The organism is Mesorhizobium quangtriensis, assembly GCF_040081925.1.
In the GTDB taxonomy this organism is placed as follows: domain Bacteria; phylum Pseudomonadota; class Alphaproteobacteria; order Rhizobiales; family Rhizobiaceae; genus Mesorhizobium_K; species Mesorhizobium_K quangtriensis.
The window spans coordinates 173,823-200,586 of record NZ_JBEBMF010000004.1; the positions used below are offsets into that span (position 1 = coordinate 173,823).

Genomic DNA, 26,764 nt, shown 5'->3' on the forward strand with positions numbered 1-26,764 from the left:
CGCTTCGCCGACGCATGCGCCGGCCCAAAATTCGCGCGGAAAAGCGCATGAGGACCCCGATTTGTCAAGGAGAAGGCGGTTTTGCCAAAGTTGCTGGCGGGATTGCGCTGGCAATCGCCCGCGCTATGTCCCATAAGCGCTTCGCCCCAAAGCGGATTCTTCCGTTGAAATGTCCTCCATCCGCCCGCTGATTCCCCTTCTCATTGCTGCAGGCATATTGCTCGGCGGCAATGGGCTGCAAGGCACGCTGATTGCGCTGCGCGGCGCACAGGAAGGGTTTTCGCCAAGTGTCATCGGCATGACCGGAACTGCCTATTTCGGCGGCTTCCTGCTCGGATGCATATTCATTACGCGCATCATGAACGCCGTCGGCTATGTGCGGTCATTCTCCGCGCTCGCGGCGGTGGCATCATCTGCGACGTTGCTTCTGGTTCTGGTCATCGACCCCGTTTCCTGGTCGATCATGCGATTTGTCAGCGGCTTCTGCTTCGCCGGGCTATTTACGGTGATGGAAGCCTGGATGAATTCGAGCGTGCAAAACCATGACCGGGCACGTGTACTGGCGCTCTATCGCATCATCGACATCGGATCGGTAACGGGCGCGCAGTTCCTGATTCCGTTTTTCGGCGCTGACGGTTTTGCGATCTTCGCCATCATGTCGATTATGATCACGCTGTCGCTTGTGCCGGTGTCGCTGGCCGACCGATCCAATCCGCCAGCACCCGAGCATGTCAAACTCGATCTGGCGCGTGTCTGGCGCATTTCGCCGCTCGCCTCGATCGGATGCATCGCCATCGGCTTGACCAACAGCGCCTTCAGAACCCTGTCCCCGGTCTATGCGGAACAGATCGGCATGTCGGTGACCGACGTCGTCACGTTTGTCAGCATCGGCATCATCGGCGGAGCGGTGATCCAGTATCCGCTCGGCCATCTGTCGGACAAATGGGACCGACGCAGAATCCTCCTGGTCACCACCACCTGCGCAATGCTCGCCGCACTCGCCATCGTATTCCTCGCGGGAACCCGGCCACTTTCCAACTTCGTGCTGGTGTTCATCTTCGGTTCCTTCGCCATGCCGCTCTACTCGCTATCGGCGGCGCATGCGAACGACCGCGCCGGCAAGGGTGAGTTCGTTCTCGTCAACGCCGCGCTGATGATGTTCTATTCCTTCGGTGCCATCGGCGGACCGTTGATCGCCTCGTTTTTCATGCAGAGCTTCGGGCCGCGCTGGCTTTTCGTGTTCTGCGCCACGGTCTATGCGATTTTCATCCTGATCATCCTCTACCGCATGCGCGCCCGCGCGGCGGTGCCTGCCGGCCGGCGTGGCCCGTTCACGGCGTTGCTGCGAACATCCACAATATTCGCGCGATTGACGCGCCGTCACGGCGGGCAGGGCAAGAATACGCCCGAGGAATGATCACACGCGCCGCGCTTGCACCGCTTGACGAATGCTTCGCCGGCTGGAATGAACGGATCACACTGTCGATCGAAGATTTTGATGCATGTGATTACCACCCAGGCGGAACTCGAAGCCGTCATCCACGAATTGGCGAAATCCGAATTCGTCACCGTCGATACGGAATTCATCCGCGAAACGACATTCTGGCCCGAACTCTGTCTGATCCAGATGGCGTCGGCCGATGTGACCGCGCTCATCGATCCGCTCTCGCCGGAAATTGACCTCAAGCCATTCTTCGACCTGATGGCGAACGAGGCAGTGCTGAAGGTCTTCCATGCCGCACGGCAGGACATCGAGATCGTCTTCCACCTTGGCGGGCTGATCCCACATCCGGTCTTCGACACGCAGGTTGCCGCGATGGTGTGCGGCTTCGGTGAAAGCGTCTCCTACGACCAGCTCGTGCAGAAGGTCACCGGCACCCAGCTCGATAAGTCGTCGCGTTTCACCGACTGGCGTCACCGTCCGCTCTCGGAAAAGCAGCTTGTCTACGCGCTGGCAGATGTGACCCACCTCATCGACGTCTACAAGCACCTCAAGGTCGAGCTTGACCGGGAAAACCGCTCGCACTGGCTGAACGAGGAGATGGAGGTCCTGACCTCCCGATCTACCTACGACCCCAAGCCCGAGGACGCGTGGAAGCGCCTGAAGATGCGGCTGCGTAAACCTCAGGAACTGGCGGTCATGCAGGCGGTGTCGACGTGGCGTGAGCACGAGGCGCGCGAGCGAAACGTCCCGCGCGGCCGCGTCTTGAAGGACGACGCCATCTACGAGATTTCTCAGCAGCAACCGCGTGACGCCGCAGCGCTCGCCAAGCTCAGGACGACGCCCAAGGGCTGGGAACGTTCCGGGCCCGCCGGTTCGCTGATCGCCACGATAAATACGGCGCTTTCCCTGCCGAGGGAACAAATGCCGCGTCTGCCGAAGGCGCCACAGCAGGCCGAGGGATCGAGCGCGGCGGCGGAACTCCTGAAAGTCCTGTTGCGGCTGGTCGCCGACAAGGAGGGCGTCGCGGCCAAGGTGCTGGCATCGAGCGACGACATTGACCGAATCGCGGCGGAAGGCGAGGCGGCTGATGTCCCTGCCCTGCACGGCTGGCGGCGCGCGGTGTTTGGCGAACAGGCGCTGCGCCTTGTTCGCGGCGAAATCGCCATAAAATTCGAACGCCGCCGGATAACGGTGTTCGAGATCAAAGAGTAAGCGACCGATCCCGGCCGCTCACCCTCTCCAATCAGGCGGAATAATTCGGGCTTTCGCGCGTGATTGTGACGTCGTGCGGGTGACTTTCGCGCAGGCCGGCTGCGGAAATACGAACGAAGGTGGCGCGATCGCGCAGTTCGGTCAGGGTCTTGGCGCCGACATAGCCCATGGCCGCTTTAAGACCGCCCGCGAGCTGATGAAGCACGCCGGACACCGGCCCCTTGTAGGGCACCTGTCCCTCGATACCTTCCGGCACCAGCTTCAGCGTGTCGCGCACTTCAGCCTGGAAGTAGCGGTCAGCCGACCCGCGCGCCATGGCGCCGACGGAACCCATGCCGCGATAGGCTTTGAACGAACGGCCTTGGTAAAGATGGACCTCGCCGGGGCTCTCGTCCGTACCTGCGAGTAGCGAACCGACCATCGCGCCCGTTGCGCCGGCGGCAAGCGCCTTGGCGAGATCGCCGGAATACTTGATGCCGCCGTCGGCGATGACCGAGACGCCAGCGCGATGCGCCGTCTCGACTGCCGACATGATGGCGGAAAGCTGAGGCACGCCCACGCCCGCCACGACGCGCGTGGTGCAGATCGAACCCGGGCCGATGCCAACCTTGACCGCATCCGCTCCGGCGTCGATCAGCGCCTGCGTCCCATCGGCGGTGGCGACGTTGCCGGCCATGATGCGCACCGAATTGGACAGCTTCTTGACCCGCGCCACCGCGTCCAGAACCCGCTGCGAATGCCCGTGGGCCGTATCCACGACAAGAAGATCGACTCCGGCATCGATCAGGCGTTCGGCGCGCTCGAAACCGTCGTCTCCCACGCTCGTGGCCGCAGCTACGCGCAGGCGACCCTGCGAATCCTTCGAGGCATGCGGGTTGAGCTGCGACTTCTCGATATCCTTGACGGTGATGAGGCCGACGCAGTTGCCAGCGGCGTCCACGACCAGCAGCTTTTCGATGCGGCGCTGGTGCAGGAGGCGCTTGGCCTCGTCCGGATCCACATTCTCCTTCACCGTGACAAGGTTTTCCTTTGTCATCAGTTCGTGGACAGGCTGGTCCGGGTTCGAGGCGAAGCGGACGTCGCGATTGGTCAGGATGCCGACGAGCCGGCCGACGGTCTGTCCGCCCTTGCCGCCGTTCTCGACGACGGGAATGCCGGAAATGCCGTACTGCTTCATCAAAGCCTGGGCGTCCGCCAGCGTGGCATTCGGGCCAATGATGACGGGGTTCACCACCATGCCGGATTCGAACTTCTTGACCTGGCGGACCTGCTCGGCCTGCTCGATCGGCTTGAAGTTGCGATGGATGACGCCGATGCCGCCGGCCTGCGCCATGGCAATCGCCAGCCGCGCTTCGGTTACCGTGTCCATCGCAGCCGAGAGAATCGGAAGGTTTAGTTCGATATCGCCGGCGATGCGCGTGCGGATATCGGTCTCGCCGGGCATGACCTCTGAATGTCCGGGCTGCAACAGCACGTCGTCGAAGGTCAGCGCGGTTGCGCCGGTTGCGGTCTCAATGATCCTGGCCATGCCGATCCCTTCAAATACGAAACGGGCGCGGAACACGCTGGACCGCGCCGACTCGGATATTCCCTTTCAGGATTGGCAGCGGCTGGTACCACGTTCGTCAGGCGAAGGAAAGCACCTCAAAAGGCGATTCTGCCTTGCGTTGAGCGCATGACCGGCAGCGCTCGAACGCACGAAGAATTGCTCGAAACGACTTCGGGACAGACTCGCCAGCCCGTGCTACCGCGCTATTTGCCCTTTGAAACTTGGCTTGCCGATCTACCCGCCTCGACGTGAACCGCACCGTTCCTCTCATCCTCGCCGTCGCCCTGTTCATGGAGAACATGGATTCGACGGTCATCGCGACATCGCTGCCTGCGATTGCAGAGGATATCGGCACCTCGCCCATCGCGCTCAAGCTCGCCCTCACCGCCTATCTGGTATCGCTGGCGATTTTCATCCCGGTCAGCGCATGGGTGGCCGACAAGTATGGGGCCAAACGGGTTTTCCGCATCGCGATTGCCGTCTTTGCCATCGGTTCGATCGCCTGCGCATTCTCCGGTTCACTCGCCGAGTTTGTAGCCGCCCGCTTCCTGCAGGGCATGGGCGGAGCGATGATGACGCCGGTGGCCCGTCTCGTGCTTGTGCGTTCGACCGAGAAGCGCGACCTTGTTTCCGCCATGGCGTGGCTGACCATACCCGGCCTCATCGGACCGCTTGTCGGCCCGCCCGTCGGCGGCTTCATCACCACATTCTTTTCCTGGCACTGGATCTTCCTGATCAACGTGCCGATCGCGCTTATCGGCATCCTCTTGTCCGGGCGCTATCTGCCCCACGTTGAGCCCGCCGGCGTAAAGCCCATCGATGGAACAGGATTCGTCCTGTCGGCACTCGCGGCCTCTGGCGTGGTGTTTGGCCTCTCGGTCGTCAGCCTGCCCGCGCTGCCGCCTGTCGTCGGCGTCATCGTGCTGGCGGTAGGTGTCTGCAGCGCCTTCCTCTACGTTCGCCACGCAATCGGGACCGAGCATCCGATCCTCGATCTCAGGCTGTTCCGCAATCCCGTTTTTCGCGCCGCCATCAGCGGCGGGTCGATCTACCGCATCGGCGCGGGCGCGACGCCCTTCCTGCTGCCACTTCTCTTTCAGCTCGGCTTCGGCCTGACGCCATTCCAGTCCGGCATGCTGACTTTCGCATCGGCTTTCGGGGCACTGGCGATGAAATTCTTCGCTCCGACCTTATTGCGCGTCGGCGGCTTCCGGACCGTTCTGATCGCCGCTGCCGCTCTTTCGAGCTGCTTTATCGCGGCCAGCGCGTTGTTCACGCCACAGACCTCACATCTCATCATACTCGCGGTGCTGGCTGCGTCGGGATTCCTGCGCTCGCTTTTCTTCACATCGTCCAATGCGCTCGTCTTCGCGGAGATCGACAACAAGGAAGCGAGCCAGGCCACGGCGATCTCGGCTGCCCTGCAGCAGATCACGGTCGCGATCGGCGTGGCCGTCGGAGGCGGCATTCTGGAAAGCGTGCACCACATCACCGGGGAACCCATCGGCCCATCGGCGTTTACCATCGCCTTCGTGATCGTCGGGACGATCAGCCTGCTTTCGCTGATTCCTTTCCTGCGGCTACCAGCAGGCGCGGGCGCCGCCGTTTCCGGCCAGCGCGTCCGCAATTCCCCGGATGAGCCGTCCGGCTCGCCCTAACCTCAGGACCGGCCCTTGAAGTCCTTGGCGAGCAGGTAGAGTTCGACCGACTCATCGCGCGAGGCCGGCGGCTTCACGTGATGGACCGAGCGGAAGTGCCGCTTCAGGAGGTCCAGCACGGTGTGCTCGGTTCCGCCCTGGAAGGTCTTGGAGAGAAAATGCCCGCCCGGTTTCAGCACGGAAATCGCGAAATCAGCGGCGACCTCGCACAGATGCTCCGTGCGGATATGGTCCGTGCGGCGGTGGCCCGTCGTCGGCGCCGCCATATCCGACAGCACGATATCGGGTTCGCCGCCCAACACGTCGACAAGCTTCGCCGGCGCGGCATCGTCCAGAAAATCCATCTCCAGGACGGTCGCGCCAGGCACCGCGTCCATGCCCAGATAGTCGATACCGACCACCTGCGGATTTTCGGCGCTGGACTTCGTCCGCGCGGCAGCAACCTGGCACCAGCCGCCGGGGGCTGCTCCCAGATCGATCACCTTCATGCCTGGCTTCAGCAACTTGTAGCGATCGTCGATCTCGATCAGCTTGTAGGCTGCGCGCGAGCGGTAGCCGTCGGCCTTGGAACGCTGCACATACGGGTCGTTCATATGCCGCTCAAGCCAGCGGCGCGACGATTCCTTCAGACCACTCTTCTTCTTGACCTTGGTGCGCAGAACGCGCGTCGCACCGGGCTTTACGGGTTTTTTCGTCACGGGCGTGCGCCCCCGCGCCAGCCGCGCCGCCAGACACCGGCATCGCCCATCAACTCGGACAGGATCCCTTCGCGTAAGCCCCGGTCAGCCACTCGCAACCGGTCCGAAGGCCATTCTGCGCGAATGGCCTCAAGGATTGCGCAACCAGCCAGCACGAGGTCCGCTCTGTCGGCGCCAATGCACGCATTGCGGACGCGCTGCTGGAAATCCCAGCCGAGGAGCTTCTCCACCATCAGGTCGACGCTGCTTGCGTCCATCCAGAGGCCATCGACGCGACGTCGGTCGTAGCGGTCGAGATCGAGATGAACGCCTGCAAGTGTCGTCACTGTGCCTGACGTTCCCAGCAGGTGGAACCGTGCGCTCTGCCTGACATGGTCCAGCCGGTTGCGATCGACAAAACCGTCGAGCAGGCCTTTTACGTGATCGACCATCGCCGCAAACGTCTCGCGCGTCACCTCGCGTCCGCCAAACCGCTCGGCGAGCGTCACCACGCCGACCGGCAGCGAGGTCCAGGCCACGATATGACTGGCCAAGCGCGGCGACCGCTGTCCGCGCACGTCGATCAGCGCGATCTCGGACGATCCGCCGCCGATGTCGAACAGCACGACGCCGTCCGTCTCCCGCTCGACCAGCGAGCCGCAGCCGGACACAGCAAGCCGCGCCTCAGTCTGTCGGTCGATGATCTCCAGGTCGAGACCAGTCTCGGACCGCACGCGCGTCAGAAATTCCTCGCCGTTGGCGGCAGCCCGGCACGCTTCGGTCGCCACCAGGCGCGCATTCTCGATCTTGCGCACCCGCAACTTGTCGCCGCAAACCTTCAGCGCCTCGACCGCCCGCCCCATGGCGGCGTCGGAAAGCCGGCCGCTGGCCGCCAGTCCCTCGCCAAGGCGCACAATACGCGAAAAGGCGTCGATAACCCGAAACTGCCCGGGACGGCCGGGCACGGCAACAAGGAGCCGGCAGTTGTTGGTGCCGAGATCCAGCGCGGCAAAAATCGGTAGGTCGTTCTGTTGCGGCTTGCGCGCCTCACGAAGCGCTACAGGCTTCACGACCGGCTCTGGACTTACACGCTTGGCTTGGAAACCCTGATCGGCCTCCGTCGGCGCACCCGCAGGGCCGTTGACCGGCGGTCCCGCCGCGTCACGCGCGAAAACCTTGCGCCTGCGCTTGCGGCGTCTCTTGCCCCTGGTTTTCGGGTGCTGGCCGCTTTCCGACCCCGCGCCGGGCGAGAACGCCTCGCCAGTCAGTCGAGCTTCTGGGCCATTCGCGGACCGGAAACCTTGACGCACACCCGCCGTCGACGCACTCGCGCCGAATTCGCGGTCATCCACCTTGCAGTCCTCATGCGCCGCGCGAACCCTTCGGACGCTGCAGGCGCTTTATTCTTCAGTTAAGGCAAAGATAGCAGCGGAAACGGCAATCACCAAGCGCCGCCTCGCCGATTTCAAAAATTGTCGGTGCTATCCGATCCGCCGGACACGCGCGATGGCGTCCAGCGCTTGCGCAGTCGCCGCCGATCCGGCAAATGGCGATCTCTAGGGCTCTTTGAGCGTCCGGGTGCCTGTCAGGGAGGACTTCGTGAAGAAACTCATCAACGACCCGCGCCGGCTTGTGCGCGAGCTTCTCGAGGGAACCGTCGACCTCTCCCCCCGCCTGGCGTTGCTGGAGGATGAGGACGTGGTCATAAGCGCCGATCTGGCTCCACTCTCGGAGCGCAAGGTCGCGATTATTTCCGGCGGCGGCAGCGGACACGAGCCGGCGCATGCCGGATATGTCGGACGCGGGATGCTGACAGCCGCCGTCGCCGGCGACGTCTTCACTTCGCCCAGCACCGACGCGGTGCTCGCCGCCATCCTGGCCGCCAGCGGGCCGGCTGGATGCGTACTCGTGGTCAAGAATTACACCGGCGACCGGCTCAATTTCGGCCTTGCCGCCGAGCTCGCCCGCCAGCAGGGCATTCCCGTCGAGGTAGTGATCGTGGCCGATGACGTGGCGCTGCGGGATGTGGTCGCCCGCGATCGCCGGCGCGGCATCGCCGGCACGGTCCTCGTGCACAAGCTGGCGGGGGCCGCTGCGGAACGTGGGTTGCCTTTGGCGGAAGTCGCTGCCATCGCGCGCGCCGCCGCCGCCGGCCTGGGGTCTATGGGCGTCGCGCTCGGCGCATGCACAGTCCCCTCCGTCGGCAAACCCGGTTTCGAGCTCGGCGACGACGAGATCGAGTTTGGCCTTGGCATTCACGGCGAGAAGGGCGTCGACCGCACCGCGATCCAGTCGGCCGCCCGGGTGGTCACCTCGCTGCTCGACGCCATCGTGGCCGATCTCGGCCTGAAGTCGGGCGCAAAGGTCGCTCTGCTCGTCAACGGGCTGGGCGGTACGCCGCCGATGGAACTGGCCATCATTGCCCGCGAAGCGCTTGCCGACCTGCGTGGACGAGGCATTGCCGTGGAGCGCGCCTGGTGCGGCAACTTCATGACCGCGATCGAGATGCCGGGATGCTCGCTGAGCGTCCTGCCGCTTGACGACCAGCGCAATTCCCTGTTCGACGACATCGCCGATGTGCCGGTGTGGCCAGGCAACGGACGCATTACCCAACGCAAGATGGTCTGCAGCCCATCGCAACCTGCTTCTGCAAAAGCGACGCCGGGCCCCCTATCGCCAAAGCTGAAGGCGGTGACGCACGCCGTCGCCGCCGCGCTTGCCGCAGCCGAAGCGGAACTTGGAGACCTCGACGCCAAGTCTGGCGACGGCGACCTCGGAGCCAGCATGGCGCGTGCCGCCAAAGCCTTGAACGCACTCGGTGACGACAGCTTCTCGACGCCCTCTCGGCTCTTCTTCGACGCCGGAAATGCGCTCCGCCGAGCCATTGGCGGCAGTTCCGGTCCCTTCTACGCAACTGCCTTGCTGCGCGCCTCAGCCAGCCTCGCCGACAAGCCTGCTCCTTCTTCGCAGGACTGGCTGCAGGCCTTCGACGCGGGCACAAGCGCCATCATGGAGCTTGGCGGGGCCAAGCCTGGCGACCGGACCATGGTGGACGCGTTGACGCCTGCGGTGGATGCATGGCGCTCGAGTGGCTTCGCGGAGGCATCCGCCGCCGCGGCGGCCGGTGCGCAAGCGACGAGCGACATGTTCCCCGCGCTGGGCCGCGCCAGCTATCTGGGCAAACGCGCAGTCGGCCATCCCGACGGCGGCGCGGTCGCAGTGGCGATCTGGCTCTCGGCAATCGCAAAGGCCTTGTGACGACAACAATCCTCTCAGGCCACCAGCCACATTGAATGTTCCTGCGGGCTTGACTATTTCCGGCGCGCGGCTACAAGGCAGCCGTTCTGGCCGCGCCGACCTGCGGAGCCTCGGCTCCCTGTCACCATTCGTCGCCAGGCCCTGTTGGGGAATAGGTTAACGGTAGACCCACGGACTCTGACTCCGTTAGTCCTGGTTCGAATCCAGGTTCCCCAGCCAAACAAAATCAAGCACTTGAGACAAAGAGCAGCTTGGCGATTTACCGTCATGTCACATTGGCGGCAGAGCGACGTTTTGTTTGGCCGTCGCGAGTGCATCAGAATCGTTCGTGCTCGGAAAGAGGTGGCCGTAAACGTCCATCGTTATCGGAGGCGCCATTGATTGCCAAAGCGTTCTCCCAGCTTGTGAAGGGTCAGAGTTGCTTGTCCGTCTTGATTTTGAATGCAATGGTGCCAAATGATCAGACCGCATACCGAAAACCATATGGTTTCGCGCATCGGGTGGCTACGCGCGGCCGTGCTGGGTGCGAATGACGGGATCGTCTCAACCGCCAGCCTGATTGTTGGCGTCGCTTCAGCCGCCGCAGGCAGCAAGGAAGTTCTGGTGGCAGGCGTTGCTGGTCTTGTCGCGGGCGCGATGTCGATGGCGGCCGGCGAGTACGTATCAGTCAGTTCGCAGTCGGATACCGAGAGCGCAGACATTGCCCGCGAACGGCTGGAACTCGCGACCGAGCCTGAGTTAGAGCGAGAAGAGCTTGCCCAGATCTATGTCCAGCGGGGCATCGCTCCCGACCTGGCGAGACAGGTGGCAGATCAACTGATGGCCAACGATGCCTTGGGCGCGCACGCCCGCGACGAACTTGGAATATCGGACATCACAACGGCGCGGCCAATCCAGGCGGCGCTCACGTCCGCGGCAACATTTTCCGTAGGCGCCGCCATGCCTCTGGCGATGGTACTGGTGGCCCCAGTCAGCTGGCTGGTCTGGGTGGTTTCTGCGGCGTCCTTGCTGTTCCTCGCGCTGCTTGGCGCAATCGGTGCCGCGGCGGGCGGTGCGAACATCGCGAAGGCGACTCTACGGGTCACGTTGTGGGGAGCGATCGCGATGGCGATCACGGCGGGCATCGGCGCATTGGTCGGAACGGCCGTGTAGACTGGCGCGCCTCTCCGACGCCTAGACCGGCGCAAACAGCATTCGCGCTTCGAACCCGTTCTGCTCGCCTTCGGCTGGGGAATGCAGCTCAAGCCTTCCGCCGCACTGGCTCATGATGTGCTCGACGATGGAAAGGCCTATGCCGCTGCCGCTTCCCGTGTCCGTCCCGCGTACATGACGTCGCTTGAGTTCCACCAGCAAATCCGGCGGCACGACTGCGCCTCGATTGACCACCGAAAGCCGAGGCCCGGGACCCGCACGGATATCGATCTGCTGGCCGTCGCCATAGGCAAGAGCGTTCTCAATAAGGTTTCGCAACGCGATCGCCAGGACATCCCGATCGATCCGCACGGTCTTGTGCACATCGTCGCCAACAGAGACCTGGATGTTTGAGCCGTATTCGCGCGCCACAGCCTTTGCCACGTCGTCGATTGCGGACAGGCGTTCGGAGCGCCCATTGTCGGCGCGAGCGAGCTGAAGCAGTTTTTCCGTGACCTGGGAGAGTCGGGTCAGCGACGTATGGACGAGTGCGGCTCGCTTGGCGGCAGTTTCCGCAAGTGGCTGAGCGAGGAGCCGCTCCGTCTGCGCCAGAGCTCCCGCTATCGGCGTCCTCAATTCGTGCGCGGCGTTGGAAGCAAACTCCCGTTCGGACTCGAGCGATTTGCGCAGCCTGGCCATGAGGTTGTTGACGGTTTCAACGGCAACGTCGAGTTCGGCCGGATACTTGTCCGTCTGGATCGGCTCCAGATTGTCGCCGTGCCTCTCGCCGATCTCGGCAAGCAATCTGTTCACCGGGCGGAACGCCCGATTGGCCAGAAGCCATGCCAGGAGCCCGCTCAGCGGAACAAAAAGCGCCAATGGGACAAGGAAGCCCGACGCCGCCTCGAACAGCTCTTCGTCGCGTTGTTCGATGGGTTCGGCAACCTGAATGTACAGCGAACGGCTGACGAGCGGCAGGGTAAAGAGCCGATAGGCATCTGTCGTTGCGAAGCCTTCCAGGATGGCGTCAGTGAAAGGTTCTGCCGGTGCGTCGTGTGACTGCATGAGCACCCGACCGCCGTCATCCCTGACCTGGTAGAACAGGGAGGCGGCAGCCTGTTCCGACGCGCGCGGCGCGGAGATGATGCTGCTTTGTTTCTCTTTCTCGAACAATGTCTCCACGGCGAGCGGCGCAATGCGTCCCGCAGCCTCTTCCATCGAAGCATCCATGGCTTCGTTCAGCTCGTATCGGATTGTCCACAGCCCGAACATCCCGGCGATGATGCTGGACACGACCGTCAATCCCGTCAGCATAAGGACAGCGTGACGGACGAGTGCCGGCGGGGTCCTCAACGGACGTTCCATTTATAGCCGAAGCCCCTCAGCGTCTTGATCCGGTCCTTGCCGATTTTTGCGCGCAGGCGACTGACATAGACCTCTATCGTGTTGCTCTCGATCTCGGCCCCGAATTGATAGAGGGCGTCTTCCAGCTTTCGCTTCTCGAGAATCTGGTTGGGATGGGCGACCAGCTGGTCGAGAATTGCCCATTCGCGCGACGTCAGCTCGATCTCCCGATCTGAGATCGAAACGCTTCTGGCGCCGCGGTCGATGATTAGGTCTTCGAAACGGAGCTGAGAGCTGGGTTGGCCCGCATAGCGGCGCAAAACGGCAGCTATGCGCGCGGACAGTTCCGCAAGGGCAAACGGCTTGACCAGATAATCATCCGCGCCGCTGTTCAATCCGTGAAGCCGGTCTGAAAGCTGGTCGCGGGCCGTGACTATGATGACGGGAACAGACTCCCCGGAATTCCTCATCTTCCAGAGCAGCGCCTCGCCTGCACCATCAGGAAGCTGAAGATCGAGCACCACCAGTTGATAGGGAGCGACGCTCAGGAAGTCCCTGGCTTCCTCGATGCCCCTGGCCCAATCCACCGCGTGCCCTTCAGATGCGAGGTGATCGCAAACGGCGTCGCCAAGGATCTCGTCATCTTCCACAAGAAGCACACGCACGCAGAAAGTCCTCCTGCTTCACCGTATCATTCAGCTTGCCGTCAGCAAAAAGGATCAATCCAGGCTTGCACAGTCTCAAAACGGAGCGAGCAAAGATGAGAATCATGATTGTAGCCGCAGTTTCGCTGATCGCCGCAGGCGTATCACAGGCTGCAGAACGCTGTGATGTGCCAACGGATCAGTGGCAGCCGCGCGAAGCCCTTCAGAAGAAGCTCGAAGCGGAAGGTTGGACGGTCAAGAAAATCAAGACCGAAGACGGCTGCTACGAAGCCTACGCCACCAACGCCGCAGGGGAGAAGATGGAAACCTTCTTCAATCCCAAGACCTTTGAAGCCGTTGGCAACGACGGCTGAGCCATGCGAACAGCCGGACCTCCCAATCACCTCGTCTATGTCTGGAGCTTGAGGGTAAGGTTGTTCCACTGGGCGCTCGCGACTTCCGTCGCGGGCGCCTGGCTGCTTTCGGAAGACGTCCGCTGGCTCCACGAATATTCGGGCTACGCGGCGGTTGCGCTCGTGGTGGTCCGGATCCTTTTCGGATTCTTCGGTACGGGTTACGAGCGGTTTGCAAACTTTGTCCGGGGACCAAGCGCGACACTCGCCTATCTCGGCGATATCGCGCGACGGCGGGAGAGACGGCATCTCGGTCACAACCCCGCCGGCGGTATCATGATCGTCGGCTTGCTATGCACCATTGCCCTGATCGCCCTGACCGGCTGGATGATGACCACGGATACTTTCTGGGGCGACGAACGCGTGGAGGCAATCCACAAGCTGCTGGCAAACGGACTGGTCGTTCTTGTCATATTGCACGTCACCGGCGTCCTCGTTGCGAGCCTCAGTCACAGGGAGAACCTTGTGCGGGCCATGATCACCGGCTGGAAACGGCCCAACCCGGATGATGAACGGAGCCATTGAGATGACCAGGCATTCCCGGGACATGTTGGTGATGACGGCGCGCGTCTTGCTACTTGTGGGTCCGCTGGCCATTGCTGTCCTGACGTTGCATGTAGCAACCTTGTACCGCGCGCCGGCTCATGCGGATTATCGCGTTGAACCAGCGTTGGGGTCGCCTTCCGGGATGTAGGCCAGCGGGCTGAAAGTGGCATCGCTTGCGACCCGGCACTTCCGCAGCGAGTCCAGTGCCGGGTCGTAGACCGCGGTCGATACGTCCATCATCCCCAGGACCGTGTGAAAAAGATTATCATGGGACTGCGGCTCGCTGGCGGCCGCAGCAAGGCAGTCTCCGTCGATTCCCGACCTTGCCGACTGTCCAAGCCATACAAGATAGGGAATGTGGGTCTGCTGTGACGGCGCCATGAAATAGGGGGCTCCATGCAGATAGAGCCCGTATTCCCCGAGCGACTCGCCATGGTCCGAAACGAAGATCAGCGACGGGTCGACAGTCCCGTCGTGCCGCTCTAGTGCTGAAATCGCCGAGGCCACAATATGATCGGTGTAGACGATCGTGTTGTCGTAGGCATTCACGATCTCTTCATGCGTGCATTCCGAGAACTCGGCAGTACGGCAATCCGGCGCGAAACGCCTGAACGCCTCGGGATAGCGATCGTGGTACGACGGCCCGTGGCTGCCCTCGATGTGGAGGACAAGCAGGCTGTCTTGGCTAACCCCATCGAGCCACCCATCCAGATCCCGTAGCAGGATCGCGTCGATGCATTCCCCTCCCTTGCAAAAGTCCGGGTCGTCGGAGGTGTAGTATTGCCGATAGCCCTTCAGACGATCGGCGACGGATTTGCTGCCAAGGTCATTGTCCCACCACGCCACATCGATGCCGGCGTGGCCGAGGACGTCGGTCAGGTTTTCCGTGCGGACGGCTTTGTCGTGGCTGTATTCGCTCCGTGGGTAGACGGAGAACATGCATGGAACCGAAACGGCCGTTATCGTGCCGCAGCTCGACGTGTCGCTGAAGTAGGTGACATTCTTCTTCCGCTGCAATTCGGGATTGGTCGGTTTGCCATACCCGCCTAGCGAGAAATTCTCGGCTCTTGCCGTTTCTCCAACGACGACAACGAGCACCCGAGGCTTCCTGCCCGGGATTTGCGCAACGTGCGCATCCATTCCAAGCGGTTGCACGACGAGCTTGCGTTCGTTGTCCGACCGCAACGCGAATTTGACCACGCTCGCGATCGGCACGACGGGATTAAGCAGGCCGGTCATTTCACGATGCTGTCGAATAGCCCAGAAAAGGGTGCCCGATTGTGAGAACACGGCCCCTGCGGCAACGGCCAGGCACACGGATATGACGAGACTGTTGTGCAGCAGTTTGGCGCCAAAGCGCCGATGATCGATGCGTACCCAGAGGAGCAGCAAAGTGGGGATTCCGGCATAGATCAGCATATGCAGCACGAAAGAACGCGTAAGCAGATTCCCGGCTTCGGCACTGGACGTGTCAAAGGCACTGTCGACCATGTCGACGCCTATGACGGTACCGAAGGAATCCATGAACCATGCCGCTCCCGCTGCGATGAAGACAAGCATGATGAAAAGCGGCCGGATCGCGTATTTCACCGATAGCGAGATGCAGAATGCAACGTAAAGGGCACTGAGCGCCACCGCACCGGCGGCAAGTGCGTAAGGCGAGTCTTGACCGATCTTCTGCGCCATTGCCCAGAAGGCCTGATTGGTGGCGAATAGCAGATATATGGCGACGACGAACGCCAGTACGATGCTGCCTATCCGCGGTCTCCGGAATACAGAGCGAGGCCTTGTGACAAAGTCCATGGGTTCATTCCGTTTGATCCTTTCCGGTCGTTTCGGAAATGAACCTGACGGCTCGCTGAAACATGGGGCTGTTTGGGGTAGCTATTGCCTTCACCTGAGGACGCGCGGCCAGTTTCTGGGTGGCTTGAACGGCAGCTTACCGCTGAGCGCCTCCCGCCCGGAACTGCAACGTCAATCGCGCGTGTAACCTGGTCTCGCAATACGATGATAGAGCGATGCTCAGGCTCGCGGCATCGCCATCAGGACGGCTACGACGGAACCTAGCCGGTTCCGCGGCCTTTTATTCCACCAGCCAACAGGGTTATGAGTGGGCTATTCATAAAATATCTATGGGAGGCAGCGGGTCGTTGGCCGACAATCAATTGTATGTCATGCACCTTTCCATTCACGGACTTTTCCGCGGCACCGAACCGGAGGTCGGAGCCGACATCGATACTGGCGGGCAGGTCCGCTACGTGCTCGACCTGATTGAGGCGATGGGCAGCCACCGCAGCATCCGCAAGGTCGATCTGCTTACGCGCAGGATCACAGATGCCAGGGTCGCTTCCGACTATGCCGTAGACCGCGAATCTCTTTCCCCTAAGGTCAGCATCCGGCGCATTCCTTGCGGGCCCGGCCGCTATATGCGCAAGGAGCTTTTGTGGCCCTATCTCAGCGAGTTCACCGATGGCGCGCTGGCGATGATCCGCGAGCAGGGGGAACTGCCCGACGTCCTGCATGCGCATTACGCCGATGCCGGGCTGGTCGCGGTGCGGCTGAGCAAGGCACTCGGCATCCCCGTGGTCTTCACCGGCCATTCGCTCGGCCGCTTCAAGCTTGCCAACCTGATGGCGCGCGGCATGGAGCGAGAGAAGGCCAACCAGACTTTCAACCTGCCCGAGCGGATCGAGGCGGAAGAAGAAACCATCGAGAACGCCGCGCTCATCGTCGCCAGCAGCAAGAACGAGGAGCTTGAGCAGTACCGGCTCTACGATCATTACGAGCGCAAGCGGATCATGGTGAACCCGCCCGGCTGCGATCTGGCGAAGTTCGGCGAAAAGCCGGGCAAGGCAGCGAACCAGGCGCTCCATAAAACGCTTGCTCGCTTTCTCGACGATCCGGCCAAGCCGGCGCTCATCATGCTGGCACGCCCAGACCCGCAGAAGAATATCCTCGCCGCCATCGAGACGTTTGCCAAAGCGGGTTTGCGCGGCATGTGTAATCTGGTGCTGTTCCTCGGCGCACGCGACGATATCCGCGAGCTCGAGCCGCCGCAGAAGAATCTTCTGCAGGATGTGCTCTACCTCATCGACCGGCACGACCTCTATGGCAGCGTCGCCTACCCGAAGACGAATCCGCCCGAAATGGCCGCAGCACTTTTCCACTATGCCGCGCGCAGCGGCGGCGCGCTGCTTGGACTTTCTCGTCACGAGAATTTCGGCCTCACGCTGGTGGAGGCTGCAGCCGCTGGTCTGCCGGTCGTCACCTCCGGCGCCGGCGGTATGTCGGACATTCTCGACATCTGCAAGAACGGCATTGTCGTCGATCCCGATAATCCGGCGGAAACGGCTGGGTGTATCCACGAACTCCTGCTCGACCGGACACGCTGGAAACAGATGGCCGAAAGCGGCAAGTCGGCCAGCCGCGCGAACCTCAGCTGGGAGAGCCATATAGATCGCTATCTCGGCGAGGTTCGCGAGATCGTGCGGGCGCAGTCTACGCCGGAAGTGCGGAGCGCGCAGCCCAAGCCGCTCTCGAAGAGCACGAGGCTTTTGATCTGCGATATCGACGACACGCTGACCGGCGACCGCGACGCCATCGGCCGGTTGAACAGGATCATCGCGGAGCGCGACGACATCACCTTCGGGATCTCGACCGGCCGCAACCTCAAGGGTGCAATGGAGACGCTGCGCTCATGGTCGGTCATCGAGCCGCAATTCCTGATTACCTCAGTGGGCACCGAGATTCACACCAATTTCGGTGAGCTGATCCTCAATGGCAGGTGGTCGCGACATCTGCAGTTTCGCTGGAGCCCGCAACGTGTGCGCGATGTTTTGGGCAAGGTACCATGGCTGCGCCCACAGGAAGACGAAGCACAAGCGCGCTACAAGATCAGCTACTATTCCAAGGATGCGGACGCGACGACGGTCGTGAAAGTAAAGACCCTGCTTCGGAAAAACGGATTGCAGGCGCGCGTCGTCGTTTCGCGAAACTATTGCGTCGATGTCCTGCCGGTGCGTGCATCGAAGGGCCATGCCCTGCGCTTCCTGGCAGCGCAATGGAGCATCGATCTCGGTAACATCTTCACCGCCGGCGACTCCGGTAATGACCTCGACATGCTTCGCGGACTCGTCAAGGCCACCGTGGTCGGCAACCATAGCGGAGAGTTGGAAATGCTGCGCGACGATCCTAATACCTGGTTTTCATCACGCAACTCGGCGGCCGGCATTCTCGACGGACTGGCGCACTACGGTCTAATTGAGCCGACACAATTATGAAAAAAGAGCTAGTCACGGAGCGGCACACCGTATCTGCTGGCATCGACCCGCAGATAACCTTCCGATGTGGTCCAGAGCCGCATCGGGCTTGTGATCTCGCCGACAAAGCTGCCATCGGGTCGATGATTGAGGAAGGTCATGAGCGCAAGCCGGCCATCCGGACCCTCGATCACCCGACCTCCGTAGAGATGGCCAACGGCGTCGCCGGCGAAGAACAGTTCCTCTGCGAGTTCAAACGGCCCATCGGGTTTGCGCGAGCGGACATAGTGGGTACCAGTGCACATGCCGCATCTGCCCGTAGCCAGGTAGGCGGGATCGCGCAGGCGCGATGAGTTGCTGAAAAGGCAATACCACCACCCGTCGAGCTGAAAGAGTTGTGGCACCTCCATCTCGCCATAATAGCCAATCCGGAAAAGCGGCGGCTCAACCGTCCAGTTGGTCAGATCGGGTGACGAGGCCTGCCCGATCACGCCTGCGCCGCGCGCATTGATGTCGTTATCTCGCGCAGTGAACAACATGCGCCATCCGCCGTTCGCGGCGTCTTCGAAGACCCATGGGTCGCGAAATGACTGGTCGTGCCAGCGCGATGCATTATAGGATTCGTAATATTGGGCATCCGCTTCCAGCAGCGCTTCGGTTCCCAACTTCTGCCAGTCGTGAAGATCGTCAGACACCGCCGCGCCGATGCGCTGGATCTTGCAGTCCTCGGCTTTCTGGGTTCCCGTATAGAACATCATCCATTTGCCGTCCGGACGCCTCACGACCGAGCCCGTCCAGGTCGTGCCGTCATCCCATCCGGGCCCGATCGCAGGTCCCAACACGACGCCATGGTAGTCCCAATCTTCGAGATTGGCCGATGTGGCATGATAGATCCGGGCGTGCGGATGACGGAGATCTGGATGCTCCTGGGTGCGAGGCGCCGTCAGGCAGTAAAGATGGTACGTGCCACTGTCCTTCGCAAACCAGAAGTCCCAGACATAATGCCCGGGTAAAGAAAACCCCATCGCAACAATCCTGTCATTTATGGCGGGAAACCTGGGCAATCTATTCGCCGCCCAATGCGCTTGCACAACGTCGCCCAAGAATGTGCCGAACTTAAGGATGCCGTCGGCGGTAGGAGGGGCCAACCAGAAAGTCTACAACTTCGCCGTCTTATCTGGTCTAACCCGTCACAGCACCACATATTCGGTCCATGCCTGCACGCCGAAAGACCGAGGTACCCGCCAGACTCGTAAAGGAGTGGAGGCTGACGCCGGCTGCGACGCTCGGTTCGACTGTCCGCGCAAAAGGCATCCTTCTGGAGGTTCGTGCGCAGTTGCCGTCAGCGATAAAGAAGCTGGTGAACCTTGAGCACAACATGCTCACCTTGCGTGTGGCCGAGGATGCAGACGATGCGAGTCTCCGCGCCATCGCAGCGACCGTGTCGAAAACGTTGGCTCGCATCGAATACCTGCCGGTCATACCGCGCGAGATCGAAGATATCCTCACAATATCCGCAACCGAGCGTCATCGATGGCTCAAGGACGGCCGCCTCAAGAGCGCCGGCACGCGAACCGTTAAACTGCGGGGGCGCACCAGGAAAATTACCTTTCACGTCTTCGATCCCCGCCATGTCGAAGACGTGCTCGATCGGGACCTGGTCACGGTGTGGCGTCAGGAGGATGCGATGACAGCGGCGGAAAACACGCGACGCGCTGCCGGGAAGGCGGCATTGGCACGCGCCAGAAAATCGGCAGCTGATGGCGATATCGTCGAGCCGTCAGATGAAACACCCGCCGGTTGGGAGGAGTTCGAAAGCGAAGGGTTCCTGAGGTAGCGGTGCTTGCCCCATGTTCACCCACAGGCCGCGCATTGTGGGCTTTGGGCGGCAGACCGATGCCGCCATGCTCTGGTCACCTTGTTACCGAACGCCAATGCCGGCGGTCAGCCCACCATCCACGATGTAGTCCGAGCCCGTGATGAAGGCGGCCTTCGGCGAAGCCAGGAAGGCAACCAGTTCGGCGACTTCCTCCGGCTCGCCGATGCGGCCGAGCGGATGAGCCGCCCCGAACCGCGAAAAAACGGCGTCGATATCGGCGTCAGGCCCATCGAAAGTGCGGGCGGCAAGCTCGAGTATGGGCGTCCGCACCGACCCGGGGCTGACGGAAACGACACGAATCCCGTCGGCGGCGAAATCCAGCGCCATGGCCCGCGTCAGAGCATGGATCGCGCCCTTTGACGCCACATAGGCAGCAACGCCCGGCTGGCAGGCATGGCCCTGGACGCTGGAGATATTGACGATGACGCCGCCACCACGTTTGCGCATCAGCGGGACGCCCCAATGGGCGGTCAGATGGATCGAGCCGACATTGACCGCCAGGCAGCGCATGAAGGTTTCCGGATCGGTGGAAACGGCGTCTCCATATGGATGGACGGCTGCCGCATTGACGATCGCGTCGAGGCCACCGAACTCCTGCTCAACCTCGCACAAGGCCGCTTCGACCTGCGCCGGATCGGCGACGTCGGTTTCACGCACCCGGACTGCGTGGTGCGCGGCGTCGAGTTCGGCATTGCCTTTCCCGTCTATGCCAAGCGCGACAACCGATGCGCCATCTCGTGCAAGGCCGAGCGCCACCGCGCGTCCGATACCCGTTGTGCCCGTGACGAGCGCGACCTTGCCGGCAAAATCCGACATTTTGGTTTCCTCCTCAGGCGGCTTTCAGGACCGCCCTATCTTCAGCTTTTACCAAATCGGCGCCCTTTTCGGCGAGGCAATAGGTGGCCGCGACGGTGTTGGCCGAAACGATCGTCGGCATGATGGATGCGTCAACTACACGTAGACCGGCAACCCCGTGCACCCTGAGCGTCTGTGGATCGACCACCGCCTGCTCGCCGCGACCCATCGCGCAGGTGCCCACGGGATGGAACAGCGTCCCGACCCGCTCTCGTATGAAAGCGTCGAGAGCGCCGTCAGACTGGACATCCGGACCCGGATCGACTTCCGCATCGAGATGCGGCTCAAACGGCTTTTGCCCCATTATGCGGCGAGCGAGCCGTATGCCCTCGCGCAGGACATCCATCGTGCTGTCACCGCGGAAGAAATTATAGATGATGGAAGGCTTGTCGTCCGGGCTGGCGCTCTTCAGGCTCACGCGCCCGATGCTGCCCGGCCGAAGCTGGCAGACATGCATCAGGAAGCCATGCCCGGTGAACCCCGACGCAGCCTGGGTATTGGCGCGTCCCGTGCAGAAGAAGAGCTGGACATCGGGACGCTCGCTCGCGGGATCAGTGGAGACAAAACCCCCCCCCTCGCCCGTCGTCGACGAGAACAATCCGCGCCGGCGAAACAGCCAGTCGCCGACATGCAGCGCGTTGCGTGGAAGCGCCTTCCAGGACAGGCCGTAGGGCATGGCCGACTTCGCCCGGTATTCAAGCGTAACGTCCAGATGGTCCTGAAGGTTCTGGCCGACAGCCGGCAGGTCCTGAATGACCTCTATCCCGTGCCGCTTCAGATTGGCCGCAGGACCAACTCCGGACAGCATCAAAAGATGGGGAGACACGAAGGAGCCGGCGGCGAGAATGATCTCGCGCGCCTCCAGCGTTCCGGTCTCGCCGCCACGTCGCCATGTCAGACCGGTCGCCTTCCGCCCGTCGAAGACGATCCTGGTTACCTCTGTCTCCGAAAGGACTGTCAGGTTCGGCCGATTGCGCACCGGGTCCAGATACGCACCTTCGGCAGTGACGCGCTCTCCGTTCTTCTGCGTGAACGTGTACAGGCCGACGCCATTCTGGCGTTCCCCGTTGAAATCAGGATTGAGCCGATGGCCGGCCAGACGCGCCGCTTCGAGATAGGCGAAGGCAAGCGGATTGACACTGCGCAGCGGCGCAATGTTCAAGGGCCCGTCCGTACCGTGATAGGCGGGATCGATACCGGTATGGAACGGCTTCCCGTCGAACCGGATGCGCTCCCCCGAAATCCTGTCGGCCAGCGGCTCGAAGCGCTCCAGCTTGCGAAAATAGGGCAGCAGGTCGTCAAAGCCCCAGCCCGGATTGCCGAGGTCGCGCCAGCCGTCGAAGTCTTCGCGCTGGCCCCGGATGAATATCTGTCCGTTGACGTTCGTGGAGCCACCCGTTCCCTTGCCGCGCGGCAGCGCGATGGACCGTCCCTGCAGGCCGGGTTCGGGCTCGGTTTCGAACCACGACATGAATTTCGGCCCGCCGAGAAAGGCGAGCGCTGGCGCCATGAACGTGACCATCGCCAACGGTATGCGCACGATTGCCTTGCGCGCATTCCTGTCAGGGCCGGCCTCGACCAGCGCGACGCGAACCCTAGGATCTTCGCTTAGGCGATTGGCGAGCACGCAGCCCGCGGCGCCTGCGCCGACGATCACATAGTCGAACCGGTCCACGACTAGATGTCCTGGTTGTGCGGCAGGATCACCAGGTCGCGAATGTTTACGTTTGCTGGACGCGTCAGCATGAACAGGACCGCGTCGGCGACGTCTTCGGAGCGTAGCCCCTCGCGCGCCTGCACCTTGGCGTCGATCGCTGCGGGATCGGTGTATCCCCACAACTCGTTGAGGACGACGCCCGGAGCGATCTCGCCGACACGGATGTTGTGCTTTGCCACCTGCCGCCTCAATCCGTGCACGAAGGATTGGATGGCATGCTTGGACGCCGAATAGATCGGCTCCCAGTGGATCGCCTCGTGTCCGGAGATCGAGGACGTGATGAGGATGTGACCGCCATCCTGCTTGATCATGCCGGGAAGGACGGCGTGGACCAGCCGAAAGACGCTGTTCACGTTGATGGCCATCAATTCGTCCCAGGCATCCGGGTCGCCTTCCGAAACTTCGCCCGGAATGTAGATGCCCGCGTTGGGCAGCAGGATGTCGATCCGACCGAACCGGGCAACCGTCTCGTCAACGACACGCCGGATTTCTGCCGGCTTGGTCAGGTCGGCGGCGAGGGGCAAGGCCTCATTGCGCAGCCCTGACGCGACTTCATTCAGCCGTGCGGCTGAGCGCCCTGCAAGCGCAACCCGCGCCCCCGCCGCATCCACGGCGCGGGCCATGGCCCGGCCGATGCCGGAACTGCCGCCCGTGACAAGCACGACCTTGCCTGAAAGCTCTCCCATTCATTCCTCCCTGACGATGCTTTTCGCACTCTGAACCGAGACTATGAACGATGCTTCTGCCCGTCAATTAAAATGTTATCTCGCGTAAAAAATTAGAGATCGTGCAGCCACTTCATGCGCGCGGCGAGATCCTCCACGGCGAACGCGAGTGATCCCATCACGACAGTCTCCGCACCGGCAGCGCGCAGTTCCGGCACGGTATGCTCGCGAATGCCCCCGTCGGCGGCCAGAACGATGCGGCGGCCGCTGTCCCAGATGAGCGACTTGGCCTCCAGCAGCCGGTCGGTCGCGGCGGGGTCGAGCCCCTGCCCCTTCACGCCGATGGCCGTGCCGAGCAGCGTCAGGAAATCAACGCGGTCGAGATAGGGCTTGCAAGCGGACACAGGCGTCTCGACGCGCAACACGATCCCGGCCGCAAGCTTGCGGGCCTTGATCACCGTCAGCGCCTCGTTGGCGACCGAGGTATTCTCGGCATGGATGCTGATCAGGTCGGCGCCAGCATCCGCGAACTGCTCGACCTGAGACACCAGCACGGCGTCGGCGACCATCAGGTGGACGTGGATCGGTATATCCGTCGCACCGCGAAGCCTGGCTACGAGGTCTGGGAAGAACAGCAGCGCCGGCGCGAAGTGCCCATCGGCGACATCGATGTGCAGGATGTCGGCGTGTCCCTCGATGCGCACGACATCGTCAGCGAGGCGGATGAGGTCGGCCGACCACATCGAATATTCCGCGATCAGGCGGTCGGTTGGCAGTCTGGCGAGCCAGTCGGTGGCCGGCATGGTCAAAATCCTTTCAGGAAGGCGCTGAGCGCCGCATGGAATTCGGAAGTATAGGCGGATTTGTCGATGCCCTTCGGAGTGATCTCGACGAGTTTCGCCCCCTGTATCAGGGCTGCCAGTCGCTCCGCATGCGCCATCGGGTGGATCACGTCGCGCGCGGTCGCGAGGACCATCGTTGGCACGGCGAGAGCGGTCAAATCTTCCTCGGAGATGCCGGGACCGTCAGCCGAAATGCGCATCAGAAGCTGCGCCGTAACATCGGTTGGCTCACGGTCGAAAAATCCCATCAGCGACTCCAGATTGTCTGGCGCTTCCCGCGCCAGCATCTCATGAGTTTCGCTCGCTTCGAACGCAGCGCGCGCCATGTCTGGCGAAAGTTTCTCCAGCAGCGCACCGACCTCGGCATTCGGCCGCATGTTCTCCGGCCCGGCCTGCGCCACCCATGCCGGCCGCGCCAGCACCAGCCCGTGCACCAAATCCGGCCGCTTCACCGCGATGCGACTCGATATCGCCGCCCCCATCGAAATGCCCCCGAGCACCACCGGTGCTCCGATCGTTTCGATCAGCGCGACCACGTCATCGGCAAACAACGCGATCGAGACGTCATGCCCAGCCTGCGATGCGCCATGGCCACGGCATTCAAGCCCGATGAGCCTGAGATAGCGTTTGTCCGGAAACGCTTCCGCCACCTGCCCGATGTCGCCGCAAAGGCCGTGCTGGAAGACGACAAGCAAACCATCGCCGCCTGAATCGTAGGCAGCAAGCGCAAGTCCCTCGCGCTCGATCGTGAACCGCTTGAGCTCGTCCCGTTTCATCACAGCAGATCGCGCAGGAATGTCGCGACTTCAGGCGCCTCACCCGCATCCAGCCCATGCGCGACGAGATCGCCATCGAAACCCGAAGACCGCAGCCGGGCGATATAGTGCGGAAAATCGATCACGCCTTTGCCGGCCGTCGCGAAACTGCCGTCGGCATTGCGGTCCTTCGCATGACCCATCGCGATATCGGGCGCCAGCAAGTCGACCGCCTCGTCGATCAGCCGGTGCTGCTCCGGGATATTCGCAACCTCGAACAGGTTCGCCGGATCGAGCACGATGACCAGCCTGTCGCCACCGATCTCGTCAAGCAGTCGCCGCGCAAGAGGGGCGGAGGAAACGATGTTGGCCAGCTCCGGCTCGATGCCCAGTCGGATGCCATGGCGCTCGGCGATCGCTGCTGCCTTCTCCATCTCCGCAACCATATCGCGCCAGCCCTCCCGCGAGCCGTTGTCCGGGTGGTGCCGCCATTGGTCTTCGGGGTCGCGCGTGCCGGTACAGAGCGTGATGATGTCGGTCCCGATCGGCGCGCAGGAAGATGCGATCACCTCAAGCCGCCGCAGTCCGTCTGCGCGCACGTTCGGATCGGGATGCGCCATATTGTAGGTACCCGAAACGGCGCAGATACTCACCCCGCTTTTCGCGGAAGCTTGCGCAATGGCGGCCGCCACTTCCGGCGACACGGCTTCCGGCATGGAGGGCAGACCTGAACATGCAAAATTATACTGCGCGGCCGAAAAGCCAGCCGCCCTCACCCCATCTAGGACGACCGCCGGCTCGCTGCCCGGAAATATTTTGGCGAAAATACCGAGCCGCATCAGACTTCGCCCGACACATCAGCCAATCGCACAGGCTTGCGGCTTTCGGCAGAGCGCGCGATCGCAACCATCGCCCGCACCGAGGCGACACCGTCTTCGGCATCCGCTCCGGTCATCGGCGCACCGTCGAGGATGACCGACGCGAAACCTTCGAGCTGCCGCCGGTAGAAATGCCCATCGGCGCCGAGCACCCGCCGTGACCCGCCCTCGGCCTCGTGGAAAATGTCGACCTCGCTCGTCTTGTAATACCAGGGGTTATAGGTCTTGCCGATCACCGAGCCGTTCTGGCCGTAAATCTGGAAACCCTCGTGCCAGTCCATGCGCACGGCAACCGTCAGGTCGAGGTGGCCCAGCACGCCGTTGGCGAATTCGACATCGACAAACCAGCAGCGCATGCCGCCGCGCAGGCTGAGACGCGCATCGACTGCAACGATCTCGCCGGCGAAGTAGCGTGCCGTGTCGACCAGATGGCTGCCATGCGCCAGCATGTAATAGCGATCGAGATTTGCCTTCGGATCTTCCTTGGGCTTTCTGGCATTAGCGCTCGTCACCATCAGCGGCTGCACGGCGTCGGTCATCGGGTAACGGTGCGTGGAGTCGCAATACCACGCCTTCAGCGCGCTCATCTCGCCCATGCCGTTATCGATGAAGTCGCGCGCCGCCTGTAGTCCGGCGTCGAAACGCTTCATGTGTCCGACCTGAACCACCTTGCCGCTCGCCGCGACAGCAGTCGCCAGTTCCTCCGCAGCCTCCACGCTCGTCGCCACCGGCTTCTCGCACAGCACATGTTTGCCGGCCTCCAGCGCACGGATCGCCGCGGGGACGTGAAAGGCGTCCGAGGTCGCTATGATCACTGCTTCGAGGTCTGGATCGGCAAGCATGACGTCATAGTCGGCATAGGATTTTTGCGGCGCGTGCGTCGCGGCCATACGTGCACGCAGGTCGTCAGCCACATCGCATATGGCGTAGAGATCGGCATTGGCCGCCTTTGTGCAACTTTCGAAATGCGCGGCCTGTGCGATAGGTCCACACCCCAAAACGCCGACGCGCAATCTCCGATCCGCTTTTCTTGGCACG

Annotated in this window: 23 protein-coding genes and 1 tRNA gene; 10 read left to right on the forward strand and 14 right to left on the reverse strand. The window is 62.4% G+C overall.

Going from position 1 to position 26,764, the window contains the following annotated elements; translation table 11 throughout:
• Nucleotides 1-169: 169 nt before the first annotated feature.
• Both ABMA32_RS20425 and rnd read left to right on the forward strand, forming a co-directional pair.
• Nucleotides 170-1,417: an MFS transporter gene (locus ABMA32_RS20425; protein ID WP_349015644.1), complete on the forward strand. Its 1,248-nt coding sequence runs from the start codon at nucleotides 170-172 to the stop codon at nucleotides 1,415-1,417.
• A gap of 81 nt (nucleotides 1,418-1,498) precedes the next feature.
• Nucleotides 1,499-2,656, forward strand: a complete 1,158-nt coding sequence (gene rnd, locus ABMA32_RS20430) for a ribonuclease D (RefSeq protein WP_349015645.1) — start codon at nucleotides 1,499-1,501, stop codon at nucleotides 2,654-2,656.
• Between the two features lie 31 nt (nucleotides 2,657-2,687).
• Here rnd and guaB read toward each other — a convergent pair whose 3' ends face one another.
• On the reverse strand, nucleotides 2,688-4,184 hold the full coding sequence (guaB, locus tag ABMA32_RS20435) for an IMP dehydrogenase (RefSeq protein ID WP_349015646.1): 1,497 nt from the start codon (nucleotides 4,182-4,184) through the stop codon (nucleotides 2,688-2,690).
• Nucleotides 4,185-4,453: 269 nt separating this feature from the next.
• Here guaB and ABMA32_RS20440 point away from each other — a divergent pair, with 269 nt between their 5' ends.
• Nucleotides 4,454-5,863, forward strand: a complete 1,410-nt coding sequence (locus tag ABMA32_RS20440) for an MFS transporter (protein WP_349015647.1) — start codon at nucleotides 4,454-4,456, stop codon at nucleotides 5,861-5,863.
• A 2-nt stretch (nucleotides 5,864-5,865) separates the two neighbouring features.
• Here the strand turns inward: ABMA32_RS20440 and ABMA32_RS20445 are convergent, their stop codons facing one another.
• Nucleotides 5,866-6,561: an RlmE family RNA methyltransferase gene (locus ABMA32_RS20445; protein ID WP_349015648.1), complete on the reverse strand. Its 696-nt coding sequence runs from the start codon at nucleotides 6,559-6,561 to the stop codon at nucleotides 5,866-5,868.
• A complete protein-coding gene (locus ABMA32_RS20450) occupies nucleotides 6,558-7,892 on the reverse strand; it encodes a Ppx/GppA phosphatase family protein (protein ID WP_425475570.1) in 1,335 nt (444 codons plus the stop codon). The genes ABMA32_RS20445 and ABMA32_RS20450 overlap by 4 nt, the downstream gene beginning before the upstream one ends.
• A 247-nt stretch (nucleotides 7,893-8,139) precedes the next feature.
• Between ABMA32_RS20450 and ABMA32_RS20455 the strand changes: the two genes are divergently transcribed.
• From ABMA32_RS20455 to ABMA32_RS20465, 3 genes are all read left to right on the forward strand, one after another.
• The gene (locus ABMA32_RS20455) at nucleotides 8,140-9,798 is read left to right on the forward strand and encodes a dihydroxyacetone kinase family protein (RefSeq protein ID WP_349015649.1); all 1,659 of its coding nucleotides are present in this window, start codon (nucleotides 8,140-8,142) and stop codon (nucleotides 9,796-9,798) included.
• Nucleotides 9,799-9,943: 145 nt separating this feature from the next.
• Nucleotides 9,944-10,017 (forward strand) — tRNA-Gln (locus ABMA32_RS20460).
• A 237-nt stretch (nucleotides 10,018-10,254) separates the two neighbouring features.
• Complete coding sequence (locus ABMA32_RS20465; RefSeq protein WP_349015650.1) at nucleotides 10,255-10,950, forward strand: VIT1/CCC1 transporter family protein; 696 nt, start codon at nucleotides 10,255-10,257, stop codon at nucleotides 10,948-10,950.
• A gap of 21 nt (nucleotides 10,951-10,971) precedes the next feature.
• Here the strand turns inward: ABMA32_RS20465 and ABMA32_RS20470 are convergent, their stop codons facing one another.
• Nucleotides 10,972-12,222: a histidine kinase dimerization/phospho-acceptor domain-containing protein gene (locus ABMA32_RS20470; protein ID WP_349015651.1), complete on the reverse strand. Its 1,251-nt coding sequence runs from the start codon at nucleotides 12,220-12,222 to the stop codon at nucleotides 10,972-10,974.
• Between the two features lie 56 nt (nucleotides 12,223-12,278).
• Complete coding sequence (locus ABMA32_RS20475) at nucleotides 12,279-12,938, reverse strand: response regulator (protein WP_349015652.1); 660 nt, start codon at nucleotides 12,936-12,938, stop codon at nucleotides 12,279-12,281.
• A 65-nt stretch (nucleotides 12,939-13,003) separates the two neighbouring features.
• Between ABMA32_RS20475 and ABMA32_RS20480 the strand changes: the two genes are divergently transcribed.
• Nucleotides 13,004-13,291: a PepSY domain-containing protein gene (locus ABMA32_RS20480; protein ID WP_349015653.1), complete on the forward strand. Its 288-nt coding sequence runs from the start codon at nucleotides 13,004-13,006 to the stop codon at nucleotides 13,289-13,291.
• Nucleotides 13,292-13,294: 3 nt separating this feature from the next.
• A complete protein-coding gene (locus ABMA32_RS20485) occupies nucleotides 13,295-13,855 on the forward strand; it encodes a cytochrome b/b6 domain-containing protein (protein WP_349015654.1) in 561 nt (186 codons plus the stop codon).
• 126 nt (nucleotides 13,856-13,981) lie between these two features.
• Here ABMA32_RS20485 and ABMA32_RS20490 read toward each other — a convergent pair whose 3' ends face one another.
• On the reverse strand, nucleotides 13,982-15,679 hold the full coding sequence (locus ABMA32_RS20490; protein WP_349015655.1) for a phosphoethanolamine transferase: 1,698 nt from the start codon (nucleotides 15,677-15,679) through the stop codon (nucleotides 13,982-13,984).
• A gap of 347 nt (nucleotides 15,680-16,026) precedes the next feature.
• Here ABMA32_RS20490 and ABMA32_RS20495 point away from each other — a divergent pair, with 347 nt between their 5' ends.
• Nucleotides 16,027-18,156, forward strand: a complete 2,130-nt coding sequence (locus ABMA32_RS20495) for an HAD-IIB family hydrolase (RefSeq protein WP_349015656.1) — start codon at nucleotides 16,027-16,029, stop codon at nucleotides 18,154-18,156.
• An 8-nt stretch (nucleotides 18,157-18,164) separates the two neighbouring features.
• Here ABMA32_RS20495 and ABMA32_RS20500 read toward each other — a convergent pair whose 3' ends face one another.
• Nucleotides 18,165-19,238, reverse strand: coding sequence for a glycoside hydrolase family 68 protein (locus ABMA32_RS20500; protein WP_349015657.1), 1,074 nt, complete (start codon nucleotides 19,236-19,238; stop codon nucleotides 18,165-18,167).
• Between the two features lie 110 nt (nucleotides 19,239-19,348).
• Here ABMA32_RS20500 and ABMA32_RS20505 point away from each other — a divergent pair, with 110 nt between their 5' ends.
• Nucleotides 19,349-19,972: a hypothetical protein gene (locus tag ABMA32_RS20505; protein WP_349015658.1), complete on the forward strand. Its 624-nt coding sequence runs from the start codon at nucleotides 19,349-19,351 to the stop codon at nucleotides 19,970-19,972.
• Nucleotides 19,973-20,056: 84 nt separating this feature from the next.
• On the opposite strand, the gene ABMA32_RS20510 is transcribed toward ABMA32_RS20505, so the two are convergent.
• From ABMA32_RS20510 to ABMA32_RS20540, 7 genes are all read right to left on the reverse strand, one after another.
• Nucleotides 20,057-20,830, reverse strand: coding sequence for an SDR family NAD(P)-dependent oxidoreductase (locus ABMA32_RS20510; protein WP_349015659.1), 774 nt, complete (start codon nucleotides 20,828-20,830; stop codon nucleotides 20,057-20,059).
• 13 nt (nucleotides 20,831-20,843) lie between these two features.
• Nucleotides 20,844-22,544, reverse strand: coding sequence for a GMC family oxidoreductase (locus tag ABMA32_RS20515; protein WP_349015660.1), 1,701 nt, complete (start codon nucleotides 22,542-22,544; stop codon nucleotides 20,844-20,846).
• A gap of 2 nt (nucleotides 22,545-22,546) precedes the next feature.
• The gene (locus ABMA32_RS20520) at nucleotides 22,547-23,272 is read right to left on the reverse strand and encodes an SDR family oxidoreductase (protein WP_349015661.1); all 726 of its coding nucleotides are present in this window, start codon (nucleotides 23,270-23,272) and stop codon (nucleotides 22,547-22,549) included.
• 92 nt (nucleotides 23,273-23,364) lie between these two features.
• Nucleotides 23,365-24,060: a ribulose-phosphate 3-epimerase gene (locus tag ABMA32_RS20525; protein ID WP_349015662.1), complete on the reverse strand. Its 696-nt coding sequence runs from the start codon at nucleotides 24,058-24,060 to the stop codon at nucleotides 23,365-23,367.
• A complete protein-coding gene (locus ABMA32_RS20530) occupies nucleotides 24,057-24,869 on the reverse strand; it encodes an alpha/beta fold hydrolase (protein WP_349015663.1) in 813 nt (270 codons plus the stop codon). Before ABMA32_RS20530 ends, ABMA32_RS20525 begins: the two co-directional genes overlap by 4 nt.
• Entirely contained in the window at nucleotides 24,869-25,687 is an 819-nt protein-coding gene (locus ABMA32_RS20535; protein WP_349015664.1) for a sugar phosphate isomerase/epimerase family protein, read from the reverse strand. Before ABMA32_RS20535 ends, ABMA32_RS20530 begins: the two co-directional genes overlap by 1 nt.
• Entirely contained in the window at nucleotides 25,687-26,763 is a 1,077-nt protein-coding gene (locus ABMA32_RS20540; RefSeq protein ID WP_349015665.1) for a Gfo/Idh/MocA family protein, read from the reverse strand. The genes ABMA32_RS20535 and ABMA32_RS20540 overlap by 1 nt, the downstream gene beginning before the upstream one ends.
• Nucleotide 26,764: the final 1 nt, after the last annotated feature.

What these genes read in the sequence shown, in the direction of transcription:
- ABMA32_RS20490 (WP_349015655.1), bottom strand. Translation starts at nt 15,679, where the DNA reads ATGGACTTTGTCACAAGGCCTCGCTCTGTATTCCGGAGACCGCGGATA.
- guaB (WP_349015646.1), bottom strand. Translation starts at nt 4,184, where the DNA reads ATGGCCAGGATCATTGAGACCGCAACCGGCGCAACCGCGCTGACCTTC.
- ABMA32_RS20535 (WP_349015664.1), bottom strand. Translation starts at nt 25,687, where the DNA reads ATGCGGCTCGGTATTTTCGCCAAAATATTTCCGGGCAGCGAGCCGGCG.
- ABMA32_RS20530 (WP_349015663.1), bottom strand. Translation starts at nt 24,869, where the DNA reads ATGAAACGGGACGAGCTCAAGCGGTTCACGATCGAGCGCGAGGGACTT.
- rnd (WP_349015645.1), top strand. Translation starts at nt 1,499, where the DNA reads ATGCATGTGATTACCACCCAGGCGGAACTCGAAGCCGTCATCCACGAA.
- ABMA32_RS20520 (WP_349015661.1), bottom strand. Translation starts at nt 23,272, where the DNA reads ATGGGAGAGCTTTCAGGCAAGGTCGTGCTTGTCACGGGCGGCAGTTCC.
- ABMA32_RS20425 (WP_349015644.1), top strand. Translation starts at nt 170, where the DNA reads ATGTCCTCCATCCGCCCGCTGATTCCCCTTCTCATTGCTGCAGGCATA.
- ABMA32_RS20485 (WP_349015654.1), top strand. Translation starts at nt 13,295, where the DNA reads ATGCGAACAGCCGGACCTCCCAATCACCTCGTCTATGTCTGGAGCTTG.
- ABMA32_RS20505 (WP_349015658.1), top strand. Translation starts at nt 19,349, where the DNA reads ATGCCTGCACGCCGAAAGACCGAGGTACCCGCCAGACTCGTAAAGGAG.
- ABMA32_RS20510 (WP_349015659.1), bottom strand. Translation starts at nt 20,830, where the DNA reads ATGTCGGATTTTGCCGGCAAGGTCGCGCTCGTCACGGGCACAACGGGT.
- ABMA32_RS20465 (WP_349015650.1), top strand. Translation starts at nt 10,255, where the DNA reads ATGATCAGACCGCATACCGAAAACCATATGGTTTCGCGCATCGGGTGG.